Source organism: Pedobacter sp. 10L46_2 (genome assembly GCF_056395165.1).
Window position 1 is genome coordinate 1 of the sequence record NZ_JBFTIZ010000014.1, and the last position, 17799, is coordinate 17799.

Annotated in this window: 16 protein-coding genes and 1 pseudogene; 14 read left to right on the forward strand and 3 right to left on the reverse strand. The window is 39.8% G+C overall.

The window, feature by feature from the left end:
* Together AC1DDX_RS03120 and AC1DDX_RS03125 are read right to left on the reverse strand one after the other, a co-directional pair.
* A pseudogene (locus tag AC1DDX_RS03120) lies at nucleotides 1-209 on the reverse strand (hypothetical protein); the annotation flags it as partial.
* A gap of 3 nt (nucleotides 210-212) precedes the next feature.
* Entirely contained in the window at nucleotides 213-1025 is an 813-nt protein-coding gene (locus tag AC1DDX_RS03125; RefSeq protein WP_477621772.1) for a sigma-70 family RNA polymerase sigma factor, read from the reverse strand.
* A 351-nt stretch (nucleotides 1026-1376) separates the two neighbouring features.
* Between AC1DDX_RS03125 and AC1DDX_RS03130 the strand changes: the two genes are divergently transcribed.
* The 14 genes from AC1DDX_RS03130 to AC1DDX_RS03195 all read left to right on the forward strand — a co-directional run bounded on the left by AC1DDX_RS03130 (nucleotide 1377) and on the right by AC1DDX_RS03195 (nucleotide 15903).
* Nucleotides 1377-1604: a helix-turn-helix domain-containing protein gene (locus tag AC1DDX_RS03130; RefSeq protein WP_172662091.1), complete on the forward strand. Its 228-nt coding sequence runs from the start codon at nucleotides 1377-1379 to the stop codon at nucleotides 1602-1604.
* 175 nt (nucleotides 1605-1779) lie between these two features.
* Nucleotides 1780-2607 (forward strand): ABC transporter ATP-binding protein, encoded by an 828-nt coding sequence (locus AC1DDX_RS03135; RefSeq protein WP_288883111.1) that lies wholly within the window; start codon nucleotides 1780-1782, stop codon nucleotides 2605-2607.
* Between the two features lie 6 nt (nucleotides 2608-2613).
* Nucleotides 2614-3447 carry a hypothetical protein gene (locus tag AC1DDX_RS03140; RefSeq protein ID WP_288883112.1) on the forward strand — a complete coding sequence of 278 codons (834 nt, stop codon included), beginning with the start codon at nucleotides 2614-2616 and terminating at the stop codon, nucleotides 3445-3447.
* A gap of 17 nt (nucleotides 3448-3464) precedes the next feature.
* Nucleotides 3465-3842, forward strand: coding sequence for a GntR family transcriptional regulator (locus tag AC1DDX_RS03145; RefSeq protein WP_288883114.1), 378 nt, complete (start codon nucleotides 3465-3467; stop codon nucleotides 3840-3842).
* 18 nt (nucleotides 3843-3860) lie between these two features.
* Entirely contained in the window at nucleotides 3861-4709 is an 849-nt protein-coding gene (locus tag AC1DDX_RS03150) for a hypothetical protein (RefSeq protein ID WP_288883116.1), read from the forward strand.
* A gap of 185 nt (nucleotides 4710-4894) precedes the next feature.
* A complete protein-coding gene (locus tag AC1DDX_RS03155) occupies nucleotides 4895-7261 on the forward strand; it encodes a PDZ domain-containing protein (protein WP_288883118.1) in 2367 nt (788 codons plus the stop codon).
* Nucleotides 7262-7263: 2 nt separating this feature from the next.
* A complete protein-coding gene (locus tag AC1DDX_RS03160) occupies nucleotides 7264-9264 on the forward strand; it encodes an alpha-L-fucosidase (RefSeq protein WP_477621773.1) in 2001 nt (666 codons plus the stop codon).
* A gap of 97 nt (nucleotides 9265-9361) precedes the next feature.
* A complete protein-coding gene (fucP, locus tag AC1DDX_RS03165; RefSeq protein ID WP_172662085.1) occupies nucleotides 9362-10612 on the forward strand; it encodes an L-fucose:H+ symporter permease in 1251 nt (416 codons plus the stop codon).
* A gap of 26 nt (nucleotides 10613-10638) precedes the next feature.
* On the forward strand, nucleotides 10639-10974 hold the full coding sequence (locus AC1DDX_RS03170; protein ID WP_048903458.1) for an L-rhamnose mutarotase: 336 nt from the start codon (nucleotides 10639-10641) through the stop codon (nucleotides 10972-10974).
* On the forward strand, nucleotides 10974-12632 hold the full coding sequence (locus AC1DDX_RS03175; RefSeq protein ID WP_337717989.1) for a UxaA family hydrolase: 1659 nt from the start codon (nucleotides 10974-10976) through the stop codon (nucleotides 12630-12632). The genes AC1DDX_RS03170 and AC1DDX_RS03175 overlap by 1 nt, the downstream gene beginning before the upstream one ends.
* Before the next feature lie 10 nt (nucleotides 12633-12642).
* Entirely contained in the window at nucleotides 12643-13407 is a 765-nt protein-coding gene (locus AC1DDX_RS03180) for an SDR family NAD(P)-dependent oxidoreductase (protein ID WP_288883122.1), read from the forward strand.
* A gap of 28 nt (nucleotides 13408-13435) precedes the next feature.
* Complete coding sequence (locus AC1DDX_RS03185; RefSeq protein ID WP_172662082.1) at nucleotides 13436-14293, forward strand: fumarylacetoacetate hydrolase family protein; 858 nt, start codon at nucleotides 13436-13438, stop codon at nucleotides 14291-14293.
* A complete protein-coding gene (locus AC1DDX_RS03190) occupies nucleotides 14280-15113 on the forward strand; it encodes an amidohydrolase family protein (RefSeq protein WP_337717990.1) in 834 nt (277 codons plus the stop codon). The genes AC1DDX_RS03185 and AC1DDX_RS03190 overlap by 14 nt, the downstream gene beginning before the upstream one ends.
* Before the next feature lie 7 nt (nucleotides 15114-15120).
* Complete coding sequence (locus AC1DDX_RS03195) at nucleotides 15121-15903, forward strand: SDR family oxidoreductase (RefSeq protein ID WP_337717992.1); 783 nt, start codon at nucleotides 15121-15123, stop codon at nucleotides 15901-15903.
* Between the two features lie 80 nt (nucleotides 15904-15983).
* Here the strand turns inward: AC1DDX_RS03195 and AC1DDX_RS03200 are convergent, their stop codons facing one another.
* Nucleotides 15984-17771 (reverse strand): aminopeptidase P family protein, encoded by a 1788-nt coding sequence (locus AC1DDX_RS03200; protein ID WP_337717994.1) that lies wholly within the window; start codon nucleotides 17769-17771, stop codon nucleotides 15984-15986.
* Nucleotides 17772-17799 lie beyond the last annotated feature (28 nt).

Below are 17799 nucleotides of genomic sequence, written 5' to 3' on the forward strand. Positions count from 1 at the left end.
GCGATTTTAAGCTTGATTTCTTCTGTTAAATAAAAAAAATCTTTGACCTGTTCCTGCACAAAATGATGGCTCATGATCATGTTGGCGGCACGGAAACAAATCCGCTGCCAGCTGTACAATTGATCCTTTGCGGCCTTAATCTCTTCTTTGTCCTCGGAATCAATCAGCAGCTGGATCTTACGGGTTAGGATCATGGTATCTTTTTCCATAGCTTATTTTTTAATTCTTTTGATTTTGGTRCARGCCTGCGCAAAGGTTCGTTGAATGTGCGGCTGACTTAAATTCATTTGCCTGGCAATCTCTTCAAAGCTGTACTGGAGTTCATAGCGCATGTGCAGAATTCTGGATTGCTCTTCGCAGAGGTCACCTTCGAATTTGAATTTGGTGGTCTTTCCTGTAGCCTCCAGTTTTTGTGAGCTGGTCAGAATGGACTTTAAGGTTTCGAGTGTTTTTTCAACCGTGCTGGCGACCTGATAATCAGAGATGCCACCAATATGCCAGGCAATACGCTCATAGTTGAATGCATATTTCAGGCAGAGCTTGATAAACAATTGCTGATTCTCAGTCAGATTGGGGATGACCGCCTCAACTTGCTGCCACTGCAGTTTTAAGCGTTCATCAAGTTCTTCCTGATAGAAAATGTCATCGGGATCCAATTCCTCTTCAGGATCATGGCCTCCCATGAATTCCTGGTAGTTTTCGATCTCATCWAGCCGAAGCATATTCCGCTGGAAATTGTGACTKGAAGTTCTGTAATAGGATTTGCAGGCTTCGATGGTGGTGTCACTCAAGAAGGTTTCAATGTGGTTGGGGTCTGTGATGCTGTTCCGAATTAGCCAGAGRCGCAGAAAKGCYTCGCTGACGATGCTGGCGGCATTGGTATCATCTTTAATGTACCGACTTCTYTTATAGAATAAAGAAGGGTAGAGGCGGTTGTAGAAGTACTCCAGGCCCTTTTCATCACCCTGACTGAATTTGAGGAAATTACGGTGTTCGTCTTTGATCTTACAACTGGTAAAGTTCATATTAATAATAGTTAGTTAACAATTAATATGAGTCATAAAGGGAGATAACGCAAAATGACGTGAAGCTCAATTTATCGATCTGGAGGTACTGGTATACCCTTGACCACGATAAAAAGAGCCCACGCCATTTAGCGTGAGCATCTTCACCGTCGTCTTGGGTCTATTAAATTACCAGTTTTCCAGATCAAGACTCTAGTGTAATGCTTCCAGTTTTTTAAGAAGAATTACAAAAATAGCATTACATATTTTAATTCATGTGACTAAGATAATCAAAAATTTTCTAAATGCGGTCATTTAAGTCCGCAATATTTTTATTTTATATAGGGATTTTACTTGCTTGATAAAAAGCACATGCCCAAAAAAAACTATTCTGACTTACAAGTAAGTTTCGGCGCGCATTTACAGAAAATTCGTTTGAGTAAGGGACTTAGTTTGCGGGCTTTAGCTACTCGTTGTGATCTTGATGATAGCAAAATATCCAAAATAGAGAATGGGAAACTAAATGTTCAACTCTCTACCATCGTTGAGCTGGCAAAAGGCTTAGATATAAACCCAAAAGATCTTCTGGATTTTGGTTAATAATAAAATGCGGTATTGTTGACGACTGCAACTGGTGTAGCTGTATAGTTTATTGCTGCTTTCTCAGATTCGTCTTTTAAGCTTTAAATTTTAATCCTGAATTTATTTTCCTAATTATTAGGATATCATAAAATTACATTATACATTAGTGTATTATTTAACTAATACAGTAGTAATGATAACAATTAACAATCTTAATTTTGGTTACAGTAAGCATAATTTGCTTTTTAAAGACATGAGTATGCAGCTCAGTGCTGGTCATATCTACGGCTTACTAGGAAAAAACGGTGCAGGGAAATCCAGTCTATTAAAAAATATAGCAGGTTTGGTATATGCACAAAGTGGATCTTTAAAAGTGATGGGATTTGATCCCGCGAAAAGAGAACCTGAACTATTAGCTGACATTTGTTTTATTCCTGAGGAGTTTTACCTCCCATCAATCAAAATTGATGCTTATATAAAGGCAAATGCTCCCTTTTATAAGAAATTTGACTATGCTTATTTGAATGTGTTATTAGAGGAATTTAACATTCCGATTAGCAATAAGCTGGTAAATATGTCCTATGGACAAAAAAAGAAATTTATTATTGCCTTTGGCCTGGCCACCCAGGCTAAACTGGTGATCATGGATGAGCCAACAAATGGCTTGGACATCCCTTCAAAGGCGCAATTCCGTAAGGTGATGGCCTCTGCTTTAACTGACGATCGTTGCATTGTGATATCAACCCATCAGGTACGTGATCTTGATAATTTAATTGATACGGTGATCATGTTGGATGAGAGTACAATCTCATTAAAGGCATCTATTGAAGAAATTACCCAAAAACTCACTTTTAAAAAGATGAAGGAGTTGGATGAAACTGTGATCTATGCTGAGCCGGCATTATCGGGATATAACGCAGTAGTTCCGAACTTTCATCAGGAAGATAGCAAGATGGATATTGAGCTGCTATTCAATGCAGTGATTGCAGAAAAGAAAAAACTAAAACCCATTTTTAATTAACGCGCTATGAACAACTCATTTAATTTCAATCGTTTTGGGTTATTGGTAAAAAGACAATGGCTTGAGTTTGGCAAAATATACCTGATCAGCCTATTGGTGGTTGTGGGCGTGCTTATCCTTTTTTACGCCTGGAATTTGCCAGACCCTGAAGCGGAGAAAGGGTACAGATATAATTCAGAGGGGTTTTTATACTTGTCTTTTAGAATTCCATTGTTCCTGACGTTGGGATTCATTTTTATTAGTGTTATAGCTAGTGGTTATTTTTCCTTATTAGGGCAAAAACCGAAAGCCATTATCGAATTGATGACTCCTGCCTCTATATTAGAAAAATGGCTTTGCAGCATCTTTTATACTGGCATCTTCAGTGTGTTTAGCTTTTTACTTGTCTTTTATATAACAGATTTGGCGTTTGTAAAATATATTGATAAGACGATTGGTACAATTACTTTTAGTTGGACTTCCGGAGTTCATCCAACACCCAAAACAGGTATTGTGAGTGCAAGGTCTTTTTTTAACGATTTTTTTGAGCATGATGAGATAAAATCCATGGTTGTTGTGCCGTTCATGATCACCAGTATTTTTCTGTTGGGTTCGGTTTATTTTAATCGGTTTCATTACATCAAAACTGCTGTTGTGGTAATGCTCTTTTTAACGGCGCTTATTTATACCTTGATCCAAACAGCAAACTGGATGACAAGAGACAAGATGCAGGATTCGGCAAATTTCGGATTTAGTTCAGCCCATAGTGAATTTTTCATATACGCCATGGTAGGTATAACAGCCGTAACGGTCTTTCTCTGGTGCGTTACCTTTTTCAGGGTAAAAGAAAAAGAAGTTTAATTTTTAACAACACAAACATGGAATTTAGAGAGAATAAGGCGATATACCTTCAAATAGGGGATTACGTTTGTGAACATATTTTGCTTGGAAAATGGAAAAGCGAAGATAAAGTGCCCTCTGTGAGAGAACTGGCAGTATCGCTTGAAGTCAATCCAAATACGGTAATGAGAACTTATGAGCTCTTACAGAATAAGAATATTCTAAGCAATAAGCGGGGAATTGGTTTTTTTATTGCTGAAGATGCCATTAAGCAGATAAAAATTTACAGTAAAATCCAGTTTATGGACGAAGAGCTTCCTGTATTTTTCAGAAATCTTTACCTTCTTGATATTGGCTTCGATGAACTGGAAGTGCGCTACCAGAAATTTGTAAAAGAAACATTTACTAATCCTTAAAAACCAAAATTTATTCAAATGAAAACAAGTAATAAGTTACTCATTATATTTGTATTGTTAATGTTTATCATACCATTAACAATAATGGCGTATACCATAAATAAAGACTATAAGTTCCCGGAACAAATTAAAGCGCAAGAAACGGCCAATGCAAACTTTAACACCCCTTCGGATGGATTTGTTACTCTCAAGAGCAAAGCCTTTAAATCAATAAGCGTGAGAGGGCGAGCAAATAAATCATGGTACTTGAATCTGGTGAATGATGCAGCCCATGGTGCAAAGGTCTCTGAAGTATATAAAGATTTTGTTTCAATGAGTGTCGATGAAAATGAGCAACTTCACATTATCATAAAGGGGGACCATCAAGAAATAAAATATCCAATTGCTATCTACGTTTATGCGCCAAAAATCGAGGAATTAAATCTATCGGACTTGGATGCAATTACGGTGAATTTTAAAAACAGTGAAGCGCCGCTACGATTAAATGCCAAGAATGTGTTTTTACTGAATTTAGATAAAGATTTTAATGTCAGTCACTTGGACCTTTTTGAAGAAAAAGTTAATGATTTAGTACTGATTGGAGAAGGAGTAAAAACCCTGAACCTGGATTTAAAATCTTCACGCTTTAAATCTGAAATGAAATCTTTCGATTCCCTAAATGTAAAGGCATCAGGTAGATCAGAATTAAACATCTTCGGTGATGAACAAGGTAAGACCCAGTTTGGTATAAAACAATTGACATTAAACACTTCTGGTAAAGTAGATGTGAATTTAACAGACATGAAATTGAACAACGTTTCTGGAAACCTATCTGATGAGACCATGATTAAAATACCAATGGCCTATTTGAAAAAAATGATAAAATAGCAGCAGTCTTAAACGCGCACTTTAGCCATAATCTAAAACCAGCCGCATTTTGCGGCTGGCTTTATTATTATTACTTCATTTTGGCTTATAACTGGGGTGTTATGCCAAAATCGCTTAATATTTAGACAATTTCGGAAAACTTTGTAGATTGTAATTCGCTTTCTTTGAGAAACCAAATGAACCTAATGAGAAAGCTGATGAAATCTTTGTCCACATTCCTGTTTGCCTTATTGCTGATTGCTGGTCATGCCTTCGGCAAGGATATTTATGTTTCTCCAAAAGGCAGCGATAAGAATTCAGGATCTATAGAAAAGCCTTTTGCCAGTATCAAAAAGGCTCAGCTAACTGCACGAAACATACCCGGTAAAGTTATCATCTACCTTAGAAGCGGAACATACTATCTATCGGAAACCGTTGTATTCAGCCTCGAGGATTCAAGAAAAGCAAATGCCGGTCTAACCATAAAGCCGTATGCTAATGAAAAAGTAACCATTAGTGGCGGCACTCCTTTAACCTTAAAATGGGAGTCTTACAAGGGAAACATAATGAAAGCCAAAGTCAGTGAAGAACATGTTTTCGACCAGCTTTTCATTAACCGCCATCAGCAGCGCATGGCAAGATACCCGAACTATAATCCAGCTGTAAGGTTTTATGGCGGATCTTCGGCCGATGCCTTAAGTCCTCAGCGCATTGCAAGCTGGAAAAATCCAGCAGGGGGATTCATTCATGCTTTGCATAAAGCTGAGTGGGGCGGGTACCAATATCAAATCACTGGAAAAGATGTAGATGGTAAATTGAAAATGGAGGGCGGTTATCAGAATAACAGACAAATGGGTATGCACGATAAATATCGGTTTGTAGAAAATATATTTGAGGAACTGGATACCGTAGGAGAATGGTACTACAATAAAGATGAAAAGCTGCTTTATTATTATCCCGAATCGAGCGCGAACCTTACCACGGCCAAAGTAGAAATCCCACGCCTAAAACATCTTTTTGAATTCAAAGGATCGGAAGAAATTCCAGTTACCAATATAAGCATCGAAGGTCTTGAGCTTACACATACGCTTAGAACGTTTATGGAAACCAAAGAGCCGTTATTGCGCAGCGACTGGACAATATACAGAGGAGGAGCAGTTTTAATGGAAGGTGCGAAGTCTTGCCAGATCAGATCTTGTTTCTTTAACCATGTTGGCGGCAACGCAGTATTTTTAAGTAACTATAATAGAGATAATAAAATCTCCGGTTGCCACATAGCCTACGCAGGCGCAAGTGGGGTTTGTTTTGTTGGCGATCCCAAAGCAGTCCGGTCTCCAAGTTTTGAATACGCTCAGTTTGTTCCGGTAAATGAAATTGATACCGTTCGCGGACCAAAAACAAATAACTATCCCGCAAATTGCACTGTCGAAAATACATTGATGTACGGATTGGGACAAGTTGAAAAACAGGTCGCCGGCGTACAGATCTCCATGTCTATGAGTATTACTGCTACCCACAATACCATTTATGATGTTCCAAGAGCAGGTATAAACATTAGTGAGGGAACATGGGGTGGTCATGAAATTTCTTTTAACGACGTCTTTAATACTGTTTTGGAATCTGGTGATCACGGGGCGTTTAATTCATGGGGCAGAGATAGATATTGGAATGCTAATGTTCCGGTAATGAATAAGATCGCTAAAGACAATCCTGCATTAATTACTGCCGATGTTATTAATACCATTACATTACATGATAACAGGTTTCATTGTGAACATGGATGGGATATTGATCTGGACGATGGATCAAGCAATTACCACATCTACAATAATGTTTGCTTAAACGGGGGTTTAAAACTTCGCGAAGGCTTTTATAGAACAGTAGAGAATAACATTGTTTTAAACAACTCCTTCCACCCGCATGTATGGTTTGAAAATAGTGGTGATGTATTTAAGCATAACATCATCACCAGGAACTATTACCCAATCGGAATTAATTTTTGGGGCAAGGAAATCGACTATAATTTCTTTGCAGATAAAGCCTCATTAGAGAAATCGCAAAAGGCTGGTACCGATCAGCATTCTACCTTTGGTAACCCCGAATTTTTAAACCCGGCTATTGGCGATTACAGCGTTAAAAGCACTTCTAAAGCACTTACTGTAGGCTTTAAAAGCTTTCCTACAGATCAATTCGGGGTAACCTCTCCTGCTTTACGTAAGCTAGCGAAAAAAGCCCCGATTCCGGTACTTAAAGGAATCGAAGGGGTAACTACGAGTGAATCAACCGAATGGTTCGGCTTACAGATTAAAAATCTCGAAACATTAGGAGAACGTTCTGCAACAGGAATGCCCGAAGAAATAGGAGTTCTGGTGCTTAGCGTTCACGCCAACAGCCCCTTTGCCGGAGTGTTAAAAGCCAATGATGTCATACTTTCCTTTAAGCAAAAGACCACATATAAAGTAGCAGATCTGGTTGCCCTGCAGCAGCAAAATAAGTCAGATAAAACTGTCGAAATATCTATTTTTAGAAGTCAGAATACACAAAAGATCACCCTGGATAAACCACTTAAATAAACATGAAACACAAAACAATCATTTTATTTGCATTATTACTTTTCTGCAAAACCCTTGTTTTTGGACAGCACGATCCTAAAGCATTAAGGGAATGGCAGGATCAAAAATATTCCATGTTCATTCACTACGGAATCTACTCTGTATTGGGTGGCGTATGGGAAGGTAAGCCGGTAACCAAAGGATTAAGTGAACAGATTCAGGCGCACGCGGGTATTTATAGTGATACTTACGCAGATGTTGCTAAAAGGTTTAATCCCCAAAACTGGAATGCCGATTCTATTGTTGCCCTGGCAAAAAAAGCCGGCATGCGCTCTCTGGTAATCACTTCAAAGCATCACGATGGGTTTTGTATGTTTAAAACAAATACTACAGATTTTAACGTGGTTGATGCCACCCCGTTCAAAAGGGATATTGTAAAAGAGCTTTCCGACGCCTGTAAGCGTGGTGGGTTAAGATTTGGTTTATATTTCTCGCTAATCGACTGGCATTTCCCTCAGGCTTCTCCAATCTCGAGCAGCAATTCAGATTATATTACCCCCGAACATGTGGAATACAATAAAAAGCAGATTACAGAATTGCTAAGTAATTATGGCCCCGTTTCTGAACTGTGGTTTGATATGGGCTCCCAAAATGCTAATGAAAGCAAAGACCTTAGAGACCTGGTTCATAAGCTTCAGCCAAATTGTATGATCGGAAGCAGAATCGGGAATGATATGGGCGACTTTAACGTAATGGGCGACAACCAGGAGCCAGATTATGCTATCGGAGTGCCCTGGCAATCTCCTGCGTCTTTCTTCGACGAAACATGGAGCTATCGTTCATGGCAGGTGAGAGGGAGCGAAGAAGAAAAAATGCGCGAGAAACTCACCAGTTTAATCAGAGTTGCAAGTCGTGGCGGAAACTTCCTTCTAAACATCGGCCCAAAGGGCGATGGTTCTGTAGTTGATTTCGAAAAGGATGTTTTATTAAGCATCGGTAAATGGCTCGATAAAAATAAAGAAGCCATTTATGGAACAGATCCAGACCCTTTTCACATTTCATTCAAATGGGGAAGCCTAACGAGCAGACCTGATAAAATTTATCTGCACCTGCTTTCAGCTCCTGAAAACGGAGTGATTACACTTCCAGGCCTTACCGGGAAAATTAAAGATGCATACGTTCTTGGAGTCGCTTTCACTAAAGCACCTTTAATTCTTGACTCGCACAATGCCTTTAAGCATTACAGCAGCTCAGGTATTGATTACAATAACCGCTATCAGAGCACAGTAAAGGAATCATGGACAATTAGTCCTTCAAAAACCGGAAACCTTGTTCCTGCAATCTATTATACGGATGAAGAAAAAGGAAAGGTTATAGATGTAGAGCTGAATGGTAAAGCCACCGCAATAACCTTAAATGGAACTGGCGCAGAAAAGTTGAAGAACGATCCTTCCACCATTAAATGGGGTGATATTTACCAAACAGGGCCGCTTTATTCTGGGGTAGGTGGTGTACATGGCAATCTGACTAATGTAGATGTAAGCAAGCCATGGCCAGATTCAAATGGTGGAACATGGGAGAAAAAGGGAGAACTGAAAAATAATGTGACCTACGAAATAGAAGCCGACAGAAACTCGGCAACCTACCTTTTGCAAGAAATAACTTCAGCTAAAGATCAACCTTATCTGGTTGGCATAACCAGTGGGGACGGAGTAACAGTAACACTGAACGGGAAAGTGCTGGCAGAACATAATAATCCTTTTAAAGATAAACAGTTGAAAGATGTGATTTTATTGCCGCTTAAAAAGGGAGCAAACCAGCTTATTGTTAAGTATTACAATGGATTTAAAAAGGTGAATGTAATGAGCTTAGATAACAATGTAAGTCAAACCATTTACCGTCAGGAACTGAAGCCTGTAGCTGTTCAAAAGGGCAAGTATTATCCCCTTAGCTGGCAATTGCATAAACCGCTTTCTCCACACACTACTATCGGACTATTCAACGCACGAATCGAAATCAGATAATAAATCAAAATCTTCATTATGGCATTTTGCAAATTGAGCTGCATAACAAGGGTAATAGACACTTTATTTGCCAAAATTAACCAAAAAATTAAACCAGATGACTAAAAACAAATATCTTTTTCCGTTTATTATGATTACCTCCCTGTTTTTTATGTGGGGTTTTGTACATAACCTAGATCCAATACTTATTCCCCATTTAAAAAGGTCTTTTAGTTTAAGTACTTTAGAGGCATCTCTGGTTGATTCTGCAGTGTTCATCGCTTATTTTGTAATGGCACTCCCAGCGGGATTCATTATGAAAAAGTATGGTTATAAAACGGGGATAATTCTGGGGCTTGCATTGTTTGCCATAGGATCGTTTTTATTCATACCGGCTGCAAATACGCAAGCTTATGTATTCTTTTTGGGGGCACTATTTATCATAGCATGCGGACTAACCATCCTGGAAACAGCGGCCAATCCTTATGCATCCTTGCTTGGCCCTCCTGAAACGGCAACTTTTCGACTGAATTTTGCGCAATCATTTAATGGACTTGCAGCAACGGCTGCTCCTATAATCGGTGCTAAAATTATTTTAATAGAAGGGATATCTGATGAGAAGTTAAGTAAAATGACTGCCTCTGCAAGGGAATTTGCTTTGGCATCAGAAGCTTCATCAGTAAAAACACCATACCTGGTGCTGGGGAGCATTATTCTGGTCATAGCAATCATCTTTGTCTTTCTGAAATTACCGGAAATTGTGGAGACAGAAGAACCGGGCGACAAAGCAACTGACCATACCTTATTGGATGCGCTTAAGCATAAACACCTAAGATGGGCTGTTCTTGCACAGTTCTTTTACGTAGGTGCTCAGGTGTGTGTGTTTAGCTTTTTTATTCTGTATGCTACCAAAGCTGCCGAAATAGATCAGCAAAAGGCAGCTGGTTATGCAGGTATAGGCATGGGCCTAGCCTTCCTGATTGGGAGGGTACTTGGTACTTTCCTTATGAAATTTATTAAAGCAGAGCGGTTATTGGCTATTTATGCTGTAGCCAGCATGGTACTTTGCGTTCTCGCAATAGTAACTCATGGCACCATATCATTATTTGTTGTTATCGGAATTGCATTCTTCATGTCCATCATGTTCCCAACTATCTTCTCTCTGGGTATAAAGGATCTTGGAAAAGACACAAAATTTGGAAGCAGTCTGATCATCATGTCCATCGTTGGTGGCGCAATATTGCCTCCGGCAATGGGTTACGTTGCTGATATAGCCGATATTCAGATAGGTTATATCGTGCCATTAATATGCTTCGCCGTTGTATTTCTATTTGGTGTAACCGGGCATAAGGTTGTTAAAAGAACATAGTATTAAAACCTTAGAAAATATATAAAATGAAAAGATATTGTTTAGCGCTTGATCTGGTAAATGATCCTGATCTGATCAAAGAATACGAAGTAATGCATCAGCAGGTATGGCCCGAAATTCAGGAGAGCATCACCTCTGCCGGAATCGATACAATGGAAATTTACAGATATGGCAATAGGCTGTTTATGATTATGGAAGTAAATGGTAAATTTAGCTTTGAAAAGAAGGGAGCCATGGATGCCTCAAATGAAAAGGTACAGGAGTGGGAGAAATTAATGTGGAAATATCAACAGGCAATCCCGGGTGCTAAACCTGGTGAGAAATGGGTGATGATGGATAAAATATTTGAATTAAAAGCATAATGTCAATAATAACTAATAAAAGTTTCCTGCAAATACATCCAGATGATAATGTTCTGGTAGCCTTGCAGGATCTATCAAAAGGACAAAAAATTGAATGGAATAACTTAACATTCGATTTAAAGGATGATGTACACGCCAAGCATAAGTTTTTCATAACGGATAGGGCAATTGGCGAGGATGTTTTAATGTATGGCGTATTGGTTGGCAAAGCAACTGCTTTTATTCCTCAGGGAGGGTTAATGACTACCGAAAATGTTCATCATGCCTCTCAGGATTATGCATACAGAAATGTAAATTACCAATGGCAGGCTCCTGACGTATCAAAGTTTCAAAACAGAACATTCAACGGATATCACCGTCAGGATGGTAAAGTCGGAACAGCAAATTACTGGTTGTTTATTCCTACAGTTTTCTGCGAAAACAGGAATATGGATGTGATAAAAGAATCATTATACAATACCCTGGGTTATAATGTAACCGATAAGTACAAACAGTTTACAGATCAGTTGCTTACTGCTTATCAGGACGGCGAATCAATAGATTCCTTTAATGTAGATAGTCTAGCATCTGCTCAGGCAACTAAAAAAAGAGTATTCAAAAATGTTGATGGTATAAAATTCCTTAATCATCAGGGTGGTTGCGGGGGCACGCGCCAGGATGCAGATCTGTTAAGTAATCTGTTAGCTGCTTACGCGGATCATCCAAACGTAGCAGGGATAACTGTGCTTAGTCTTGGTTGTCAGCACCTGCAAACACAAAGTTTGCTAGACGATATCAAAGAACGCAACCCTACATTCAATAAAAAGGTTTTGATTTTTGAACAGCAGCAAAGCCAGAGCGAAGAGCAATTGATAAAGGATGCCATTCTTAAAACGTTTGAAGGTTTAACTGAAATCAATAAAATAGAAAGAAGCCCTGCGCCGCTTAGTAAGCTGTGTGTTGGGGTTAAATGTGGTGGTAGCGATGGGTTCAGTGGTATTTCTGCTAACCCTTCAGTGGGCTATACCTCTGATCTTTTGGTTGCACTTGGAGCCAAGGTACTGTTGGCAGAATTTCCGGAACTATGCGGTGCAGAACAAAATATAATCGACAGGTGTGTAGATAAACCAACGGCCGAAAAATTTATCAGGTTAATGCAGGAGTATGATGCCCAGGCCCATGCAGTAGGTTCCGGATTTCATATGAACCCATCACCCGGGAATATTAAGGATGGTTTAATTACCGATGCCATCAAAAGTACCGGAGCGGCTAAAAAAGCAGGTACTTCTCCTGTAGTTGACGTTTTGGATTATACTGAGCCGGTAACCAAACCAGGATTAAGCCTGGTATGTACTCCTGGAAATGATGTCGAGGCGACAACGGGAAAAGCGGCTAGTGGTGCTACATTGATCTTGTTTACCACAGGTTTAGGTACGCCAACAGGAAATCCTGTTTGTCCGGTAATTAAAATAGCAACAAACACAGCCCTGACCAGCAGAATGGGCGACATCATTGATATAGACACTGGCGCAATCATTCGTGGCGAAAAAACCATTGAGGAAATGGGCGAAGAGATTCTTGAATATTGCATCAAAGCTGCAAGTGGCGAAATCACACCTAAAGCAGTATTGTTAAATCAGGATGACTTCATCCCATGGAAAAGAGGCGTTTCATTATAATAAGGTAAGCATGTTCAGTTTAAAAGGAAAATCAGCAATTATTACAGGCGGAGGAAGCGGAATCGGCAGGGCAATATCTGTTCTTTTTGCAAAACAAGGGGCTTTGGTTCATATCATAGAACTCAACTCAGAAGCGGCCTCAAATACAATAGATGAGATCACTAAAGCAGGCGGAAACGCAATAGGCTACAGCTGTGATGTAAGTAACCAGGCTCAGGTAATCGATATCTTTAACAAAATTGGAAATATAGATATCCTGATCAATAACGCTGGTATTGCCCATGTAGGAAAACTGGAGACCACCAGTGAAGATGATTTCACTAAGATCTTTAATGTAAATGTTAAAGGGGCTTATAATTGCTTATATGCGGCAATCCCGGCATTGAAAAAAAGCAGTTCAGCAGTAATCCTTAATATGGCTTCTATCGCTGCGTTGGTTGGCATTACCGACAGGTTTGCTTATTCTATGAGTAAAGGCGCAATTTATGCCATGACGCTCTCTGTCGCGCGCGATTATATGGCCGATGGCATCAGATGTAACAGCATTTCACCTGCACGGGTACATACGCCTTTTGTGGATGGCTTTATTGCCAAAAACTATGCAGGTCAAGAAGAAGCAGTTTTTGAAAAGCTATCTAAAAGTCAGCCAATAGGCCGCATGGGTAAACCAGAGGAAGTAGCTTCTCTGGCATTATACTTATGCTCAGACGAAGCTGGTTTTGTAACTGGAAACGACTATCCTTTAGATGGAGGATTTGTTAAATTAAATAACTAATTTGAGTTTTTAAAATAAATAGATATCAATGAAATTAATCAGATGGGGAGCAGCCGATCAGGAAAAAACCGGCGTTATTATAAACGATATTTGGTATGATACCTCGGCCTTTGGCGAGGACTATAATGAAAAATTTTTTAATGATAACGGATTAGCCAGACTGGATGCATTTGTTAAAGCAAATGAGGGTAAATTGGCCACAATTCCGGCAGGCACACGTTTAGGTTCACCAGTAGCGCGTCCTTCAAAAATAGTTTGTATAGGATTAAACTATGCCGACCATGCAAAGGAAACCAACGCACCAATACCACCTGAACCTGTTATTTTTATGAAGTCATCTACTGCTATGGTAGGGCCTTTTGATGATATTGTGATCCCTAAAAATTCTGTAAAAACAGATTGGGAAGTTGAGCTGGCAGTGGTAATCGGAAAAAAAGCATCTTACGTTGATGAGGCTGATGCCCTTGATTATGTTGCAGGTTACGTTTTACATAACGATGTATCAGAGCGTGAGTTCCAGATCGAAAGAAACGGAACCTGGGACAAAGGAAAAGGTTGCGATACTTTTGCACCTTTAGGTCCATTCCTTGCCACACAGGATGAAATTGCTGACGTCGATAACCTTAGACTTTGGCTTAGCGTAAACGGTAAAATAATGCAGGATGGAAATACTTCCAACTTTATATTTAACGTGCCTTTTGTAATTTCATATGTTAGTCAGTTCATGACTTTGTTACCTGGTGATGTAATTTCTACCGGAACACCGGCAGGTGTTGGATTAGGGTTTAATCCTCCTGTTTATCTTAAAGAAGGTGATGTTGTAGAACTTGGCATAGATGGCCTTGGCAGCTCAAAACAACAGGTTAAAAATTATGTTAAGAATTGATTCTCATCAGCATTTCTGGAAATATAATGCAGTAAGGGATAGCTGGATAACAGATGATATGGCGGTGCTGCAGGATGATTTTCTTCCAATGCATCTACAACCCGTTCTTGAGCACTTTAATTTCGATGGCTGCGTGGTGGTCCAGGCAGATCAGTCTGCTGCAGAGAATGCCTTTCAACTGCAAAATGCCAAAGATCACTCTTTTATTAAGGGCGTAGTCGGCTGGGTCGATCTGAGGGCTGCAAACATCAGTGAGCAGCTTGCCGATTTAAGCGAGCACCCTCAAATGAAGGGATTCAGGCATATTTTGCAAGGCGAAACAGACCGTGCCCTAATGCTAAAACCTGATTTTGTTAACGGAATAAGCAAGTTAAAAGATTACGGATTTACGTATGATATATTGGTTTTTCCGGATCAGTTAAAGTATGCAGCCGAACTGGTAGCTAAATTTCCGGATCAGCCTTTTGTACTGGATCATATTGCTAAACCGGATGTTAAAAATAAAAACATCGATGATTGGGCGCTTGACATACAAAAGCTGGCAGCTCATGAAAATGTATACTGTAAAGTATCCGGTCTGGTAACTGAGGCAGATTGGAAATACTGGAAAAAAGAAGACTTTACCCCATATCTTGATGTGGTTTTTGAAGCCTTTGGAACAAACAGGTTGATGTACGGGTCCGACTGGCCGGTGAGCCTGGTTGCAGCGGCTTACGGGCAGGTAGTAGATCTGGCTAAAGGCTATGTTTCCAAACTCTCAGAAAACGAACAAGCATTATTTTGGGGAGGTAATGCAACTAAATTTTACAATTTGAAATAAGCAATCTATGGATCTGCAATTAAAAGATAAAGTAATTATCGTAACAGGTGGTGCTAAAGGCATTGGCGAGGGCATTGTAAGGGTATTGGCCAAAGAAGGAGCCATTCCTGTTATCATTGGAAGAAACGAAGCCGATAATTTGAAAGTGGCCGATGATATAGCCGCAAACGGGGATAAAGTATTTCAGGTCGTTGCTGAACTAACTAATCCGGAAGATAATGCGAAGGCTATAGCCCAGGTGTTGGAAAAGTTCGGTAGAATAGATGGATTGGTGAACAATGCGGGCGTAAATGATGGGGTTAGCTTAACCAGCGGCAGCTACGAAAAGTTTATAGAGAGCTTACATAAAAATATCGTGCATTATTATTTAATGGCACATCATGCCTTACCATCACTCATCAAATCAAAAGGTGCTATTGTTAACATAGGCTCAAAAGTTGCTGATACTGGCCAGGGTGGTACATCCGCCTATGCTGCAGCCAATGGGGGCAGAAATGCGCTTACAAGAGAGTGGGCGGTTGAATTATTGCCGCATGGCATCCGTGTAAATTCTGTGATCGTATCAGAGTGTTATACGCCTTTGTATCAAACATGGATCAGCTCAATCCCTAATTCTGAAGAAAAACTGGCTTCTATTAAAGCTAAAATCCCATTGGGAAACAGAATGACAACTGCCGAAGAAATAGCCAACGCTACCGTGTTTTTGCTGTCAGAAGCCTCGAGCCATACTACAGGGCAACTGGTATATGTTGACGGCGGATATGTTCATTTAGACCGTTCCGTTAGCTAAAGAGAAAAAGAGAATGTGTTTCTCCTCCTGGAACACATTCTCTTTTTTTACCTCTCCTCTCCAATATTTTTTCCTGAAATTTAGCTGAGAATACTAAATTCCCTTGTCTCTTCCTTCAGCCAGGCCACCTCATCTTCATTCAAAAACGGACTAAGTTTCTCAAAAACCAGCGCATTATAACCATTAAGCCAGTCAATCTGATTTTGTTCCAGTAAATCCTTTTTAACAATCTTAGTGCTTATCGGCGCAATAGTTAAACACTCAAAAGCATAAAATTCATTAAACTCATTGCTTACATCCTTAATGGTGTTTACCAGGTTTTCAATTCTGATACCATGTTTCCCCGGACGGTAAATCCCAGGCTCAACAGAAGTGATCATTCCAAGTTCAATAGCAACGGGCGTTGCAGTTGGGTTAAATACCTGGGGGCCTTCATGTACATTTAAAAAATAACCAACACCATGTCCGGTTCCATGCCCATAGTTAAGCGCATAATCCCATAATGGTTTGCGCGTTATTGCATCAATCTGATAGCCACAAGTACCTTTTGGAAAGCGCGATTTACATCCGTCAATCATTCCTTTTAATACCAGCGTATAATCCATTTGTTCTTCTTCCGTATTGTTTCCCATTGGGATGGTACGGGTAATATCCGTTGTTCCATAAAAATACTGGCCACCAGAATCTACCAGGAACAACCCTTCGGCCTTTACTTCCGAATTGCTCTGCTCAGATGCTCCATAATGAGGCAGGGCTCCATGTGCTTTATAAGCACTAATCGTATTAAAACTATCCCCAACAAATCCTTCCTGGGCTGCTCTGAACTTACGCAATTCAGCAGCTGCAGAAAGTTCAGTAATTAAAGTCTTTCCAATGTTTTCCGAAAGCCATTTCAGGAAACGGGTAATCGCAACACCATCTTTAACCATTGCATTACGCGTATTGGCCAGTTCTGTTTCGTTTTTAATGGCTTTAAGCTGGGTAGATGGGTTGGTGTCTTTTATAACCCTAACCGTTTTTGGAATCAACTTTGAATACGCAAAACAGTTGCGTTTCGGATCAATGAATATGGAGCTGTTCTCCGGAATCCTTTTTAACGCATCCTCTATTTCTTCGTAATCAAATACCTCTACACCCTCTTTTAACAACTGAGCCTTATCATCAGCAGTTAATTTATCAGGGTTGATGAATATTTTAGCATGATCCTGGTTAATTAATGCAAAACTTAAAACCACGGGGTTGTAGCTCACATCGTTGCCGCGGATATTAAACAACCAGGCCATATCATCTAACGACGAAATTAAATGATAAGCCGCACCTTGTTTACTTAGTGCCGAACGAACTTCCGCAAGCTTACTGCTTACCGATTGTCCGATATGCTTTTCCGCTATCAAAAATGCGCTTTGATTTGGCAGCTCAGGTCTGTTTTCCCAAATAGCGCTTAAATAATCTTTATTGGCCAAACTGATGTTCTTAACCGAAAACTGTTGTGTAAACAGGTCTCCTAAAAGCAGCGATAGCAATTTCTCATTGCTGGCAACTACAGCGCCATTGTCCAGCTTTTCAATAAGCCATTGAATGTATTCAGGAGCATGTTGAACTTTTTGTTTCACCAGCTCAAAACCACTGTTTTCCAATTGTTCAGCAGCCTGCTCAAAATAACGGAAGTCGGCCCATAAACCAGCAAAATCTGCTGTTATTACCAATGTGCCCGCCGATCCGGTAAAACCGGAAGTAAAAGGAATGCATTTATAATGGTCTGGCAGGTATTCGCTAATGTGTGGATCTGCAGATGGAATAATATAAGCCTGTACATTGTCGGCTTGCATTTGTTTACGTATCGCGCTCAGTTTTTCCGGATAAGTCATATCTAGCTTTTTTATGTTATCCGACAAA

What these genes read in the sequence shown, in the direction of transcription:
- AC1DDX_RS03130 (WP_172662091.1), top strand. Translation starts at nt 1,377, where the DNA reads ATGCCCAAAAAAAACTATTCTGACTTACAAGTAAGTTTCGGCGCGCAT.
- AC1DDX_RS03135 (WP_288883111.1), top strand. Translation starts at nt 1,780, where the DNA reads ATGATAACAATTAACAATCTTAATTTTGGTTACAGTAAGCATAATTTG.
- AC1DDX_RS03140 (WP_288883112.1), top strand. Translation starts at nt 2,614, where the DNA reads ATGAACAACTCATTTAATTTCAATCGTTTTGGGTTATTGGTAAAAAGA.
- AC1DDX_RS03145 (WP_288883114.1), top strand. Translation starts at nt 3,465, where the DNA reads ATGGAATTTAGAGAGAATAAGGCGATATACCTTCAAATAGGGGATTAC.
- AC1DDX_RS03150 (WP_288883116.1), top strand. Translation starts at nt 3,861, where the DNA reads ATGAAAACAAGTAATAAGTTACTCATTATATTTGTATTGTTAATGTTT.
- AC1DDX_RS03155 (WP_288883118.1), top strand. Translation starts at nt 4,895, where the DNA reads ATGAGAAAGCTGATGAAATCTTTGTCCACATTCCTGTTTGCCTTATTG.
- AC1DDX_RS03160 (WP_477621773.1), top strand. Translation starts at nt 7,264, where the DNA reads ATGAAACACAAAACAATCATTTTATTTGCATTATTACTTTTCTGCAAA.
- fucP (WP_172662085.1), top strand. Translation starts at nt 9,362, where the DNA reads ATGACTAAAAACAAATATCTTTTTCCGTTTATTATGATTACCTCCCTG.
- AC1DDX_RS03170 (WP_048903458.1), top strand. Translation starts at nt 10,639, where the DNA reads ATGAAAAGATATTGTTTAGCGCTTGATCTGGTAAATGATCCTGATCTG.
- AC1DDX_RS03175 (WP_337717989.1), top strand. Translation starts at nt 10,974, where the DNA reads ATGTCAATAATAACTAATAAAAGTTTCCTGCAAATACATCCAGATGAT.
- AC1DDX_RS03180 (WP_288883122.1), top strand. Translation starts at nt 12,643, where the DNA reads ATGTTCAGTTTAAAAGGAAAATCAGCAATTATTACAGGCGGAGGAAGC.
- AC1DDX_RS03185 (WP_172662082.1), top strand. Translation starts at nt 13,436, where the DNA reads ATGAAATTAATCAGATGGGGAGCAGCCGATCAGGAAAAAACCGGCGTT.
- AC1DDX_RS03190 (WP_337717990.1), top strand. Translation starts at nt 14,280, where the DNA reads ATGTTAAGAATTGATTCTCATCAGCATTTCTGGAAATATAATGCAGTA.
- AC1DDX_RS03195 (WP_337717992.1), top strand. Translation starts at nt 15,121, where the DNA reads ATGGATCTGCAATTAAAAGATAAAGTAATTATCGTAACAGGTGGTGCT.
- AC1DDX_RS03200 (WP_337717994.1), bottom strand. Translation starts at nt 17,771, where the DNA reads ATGACTTATCCGGAAAAACTGAGCGCGATACGTAAACAAATGCAAGCC.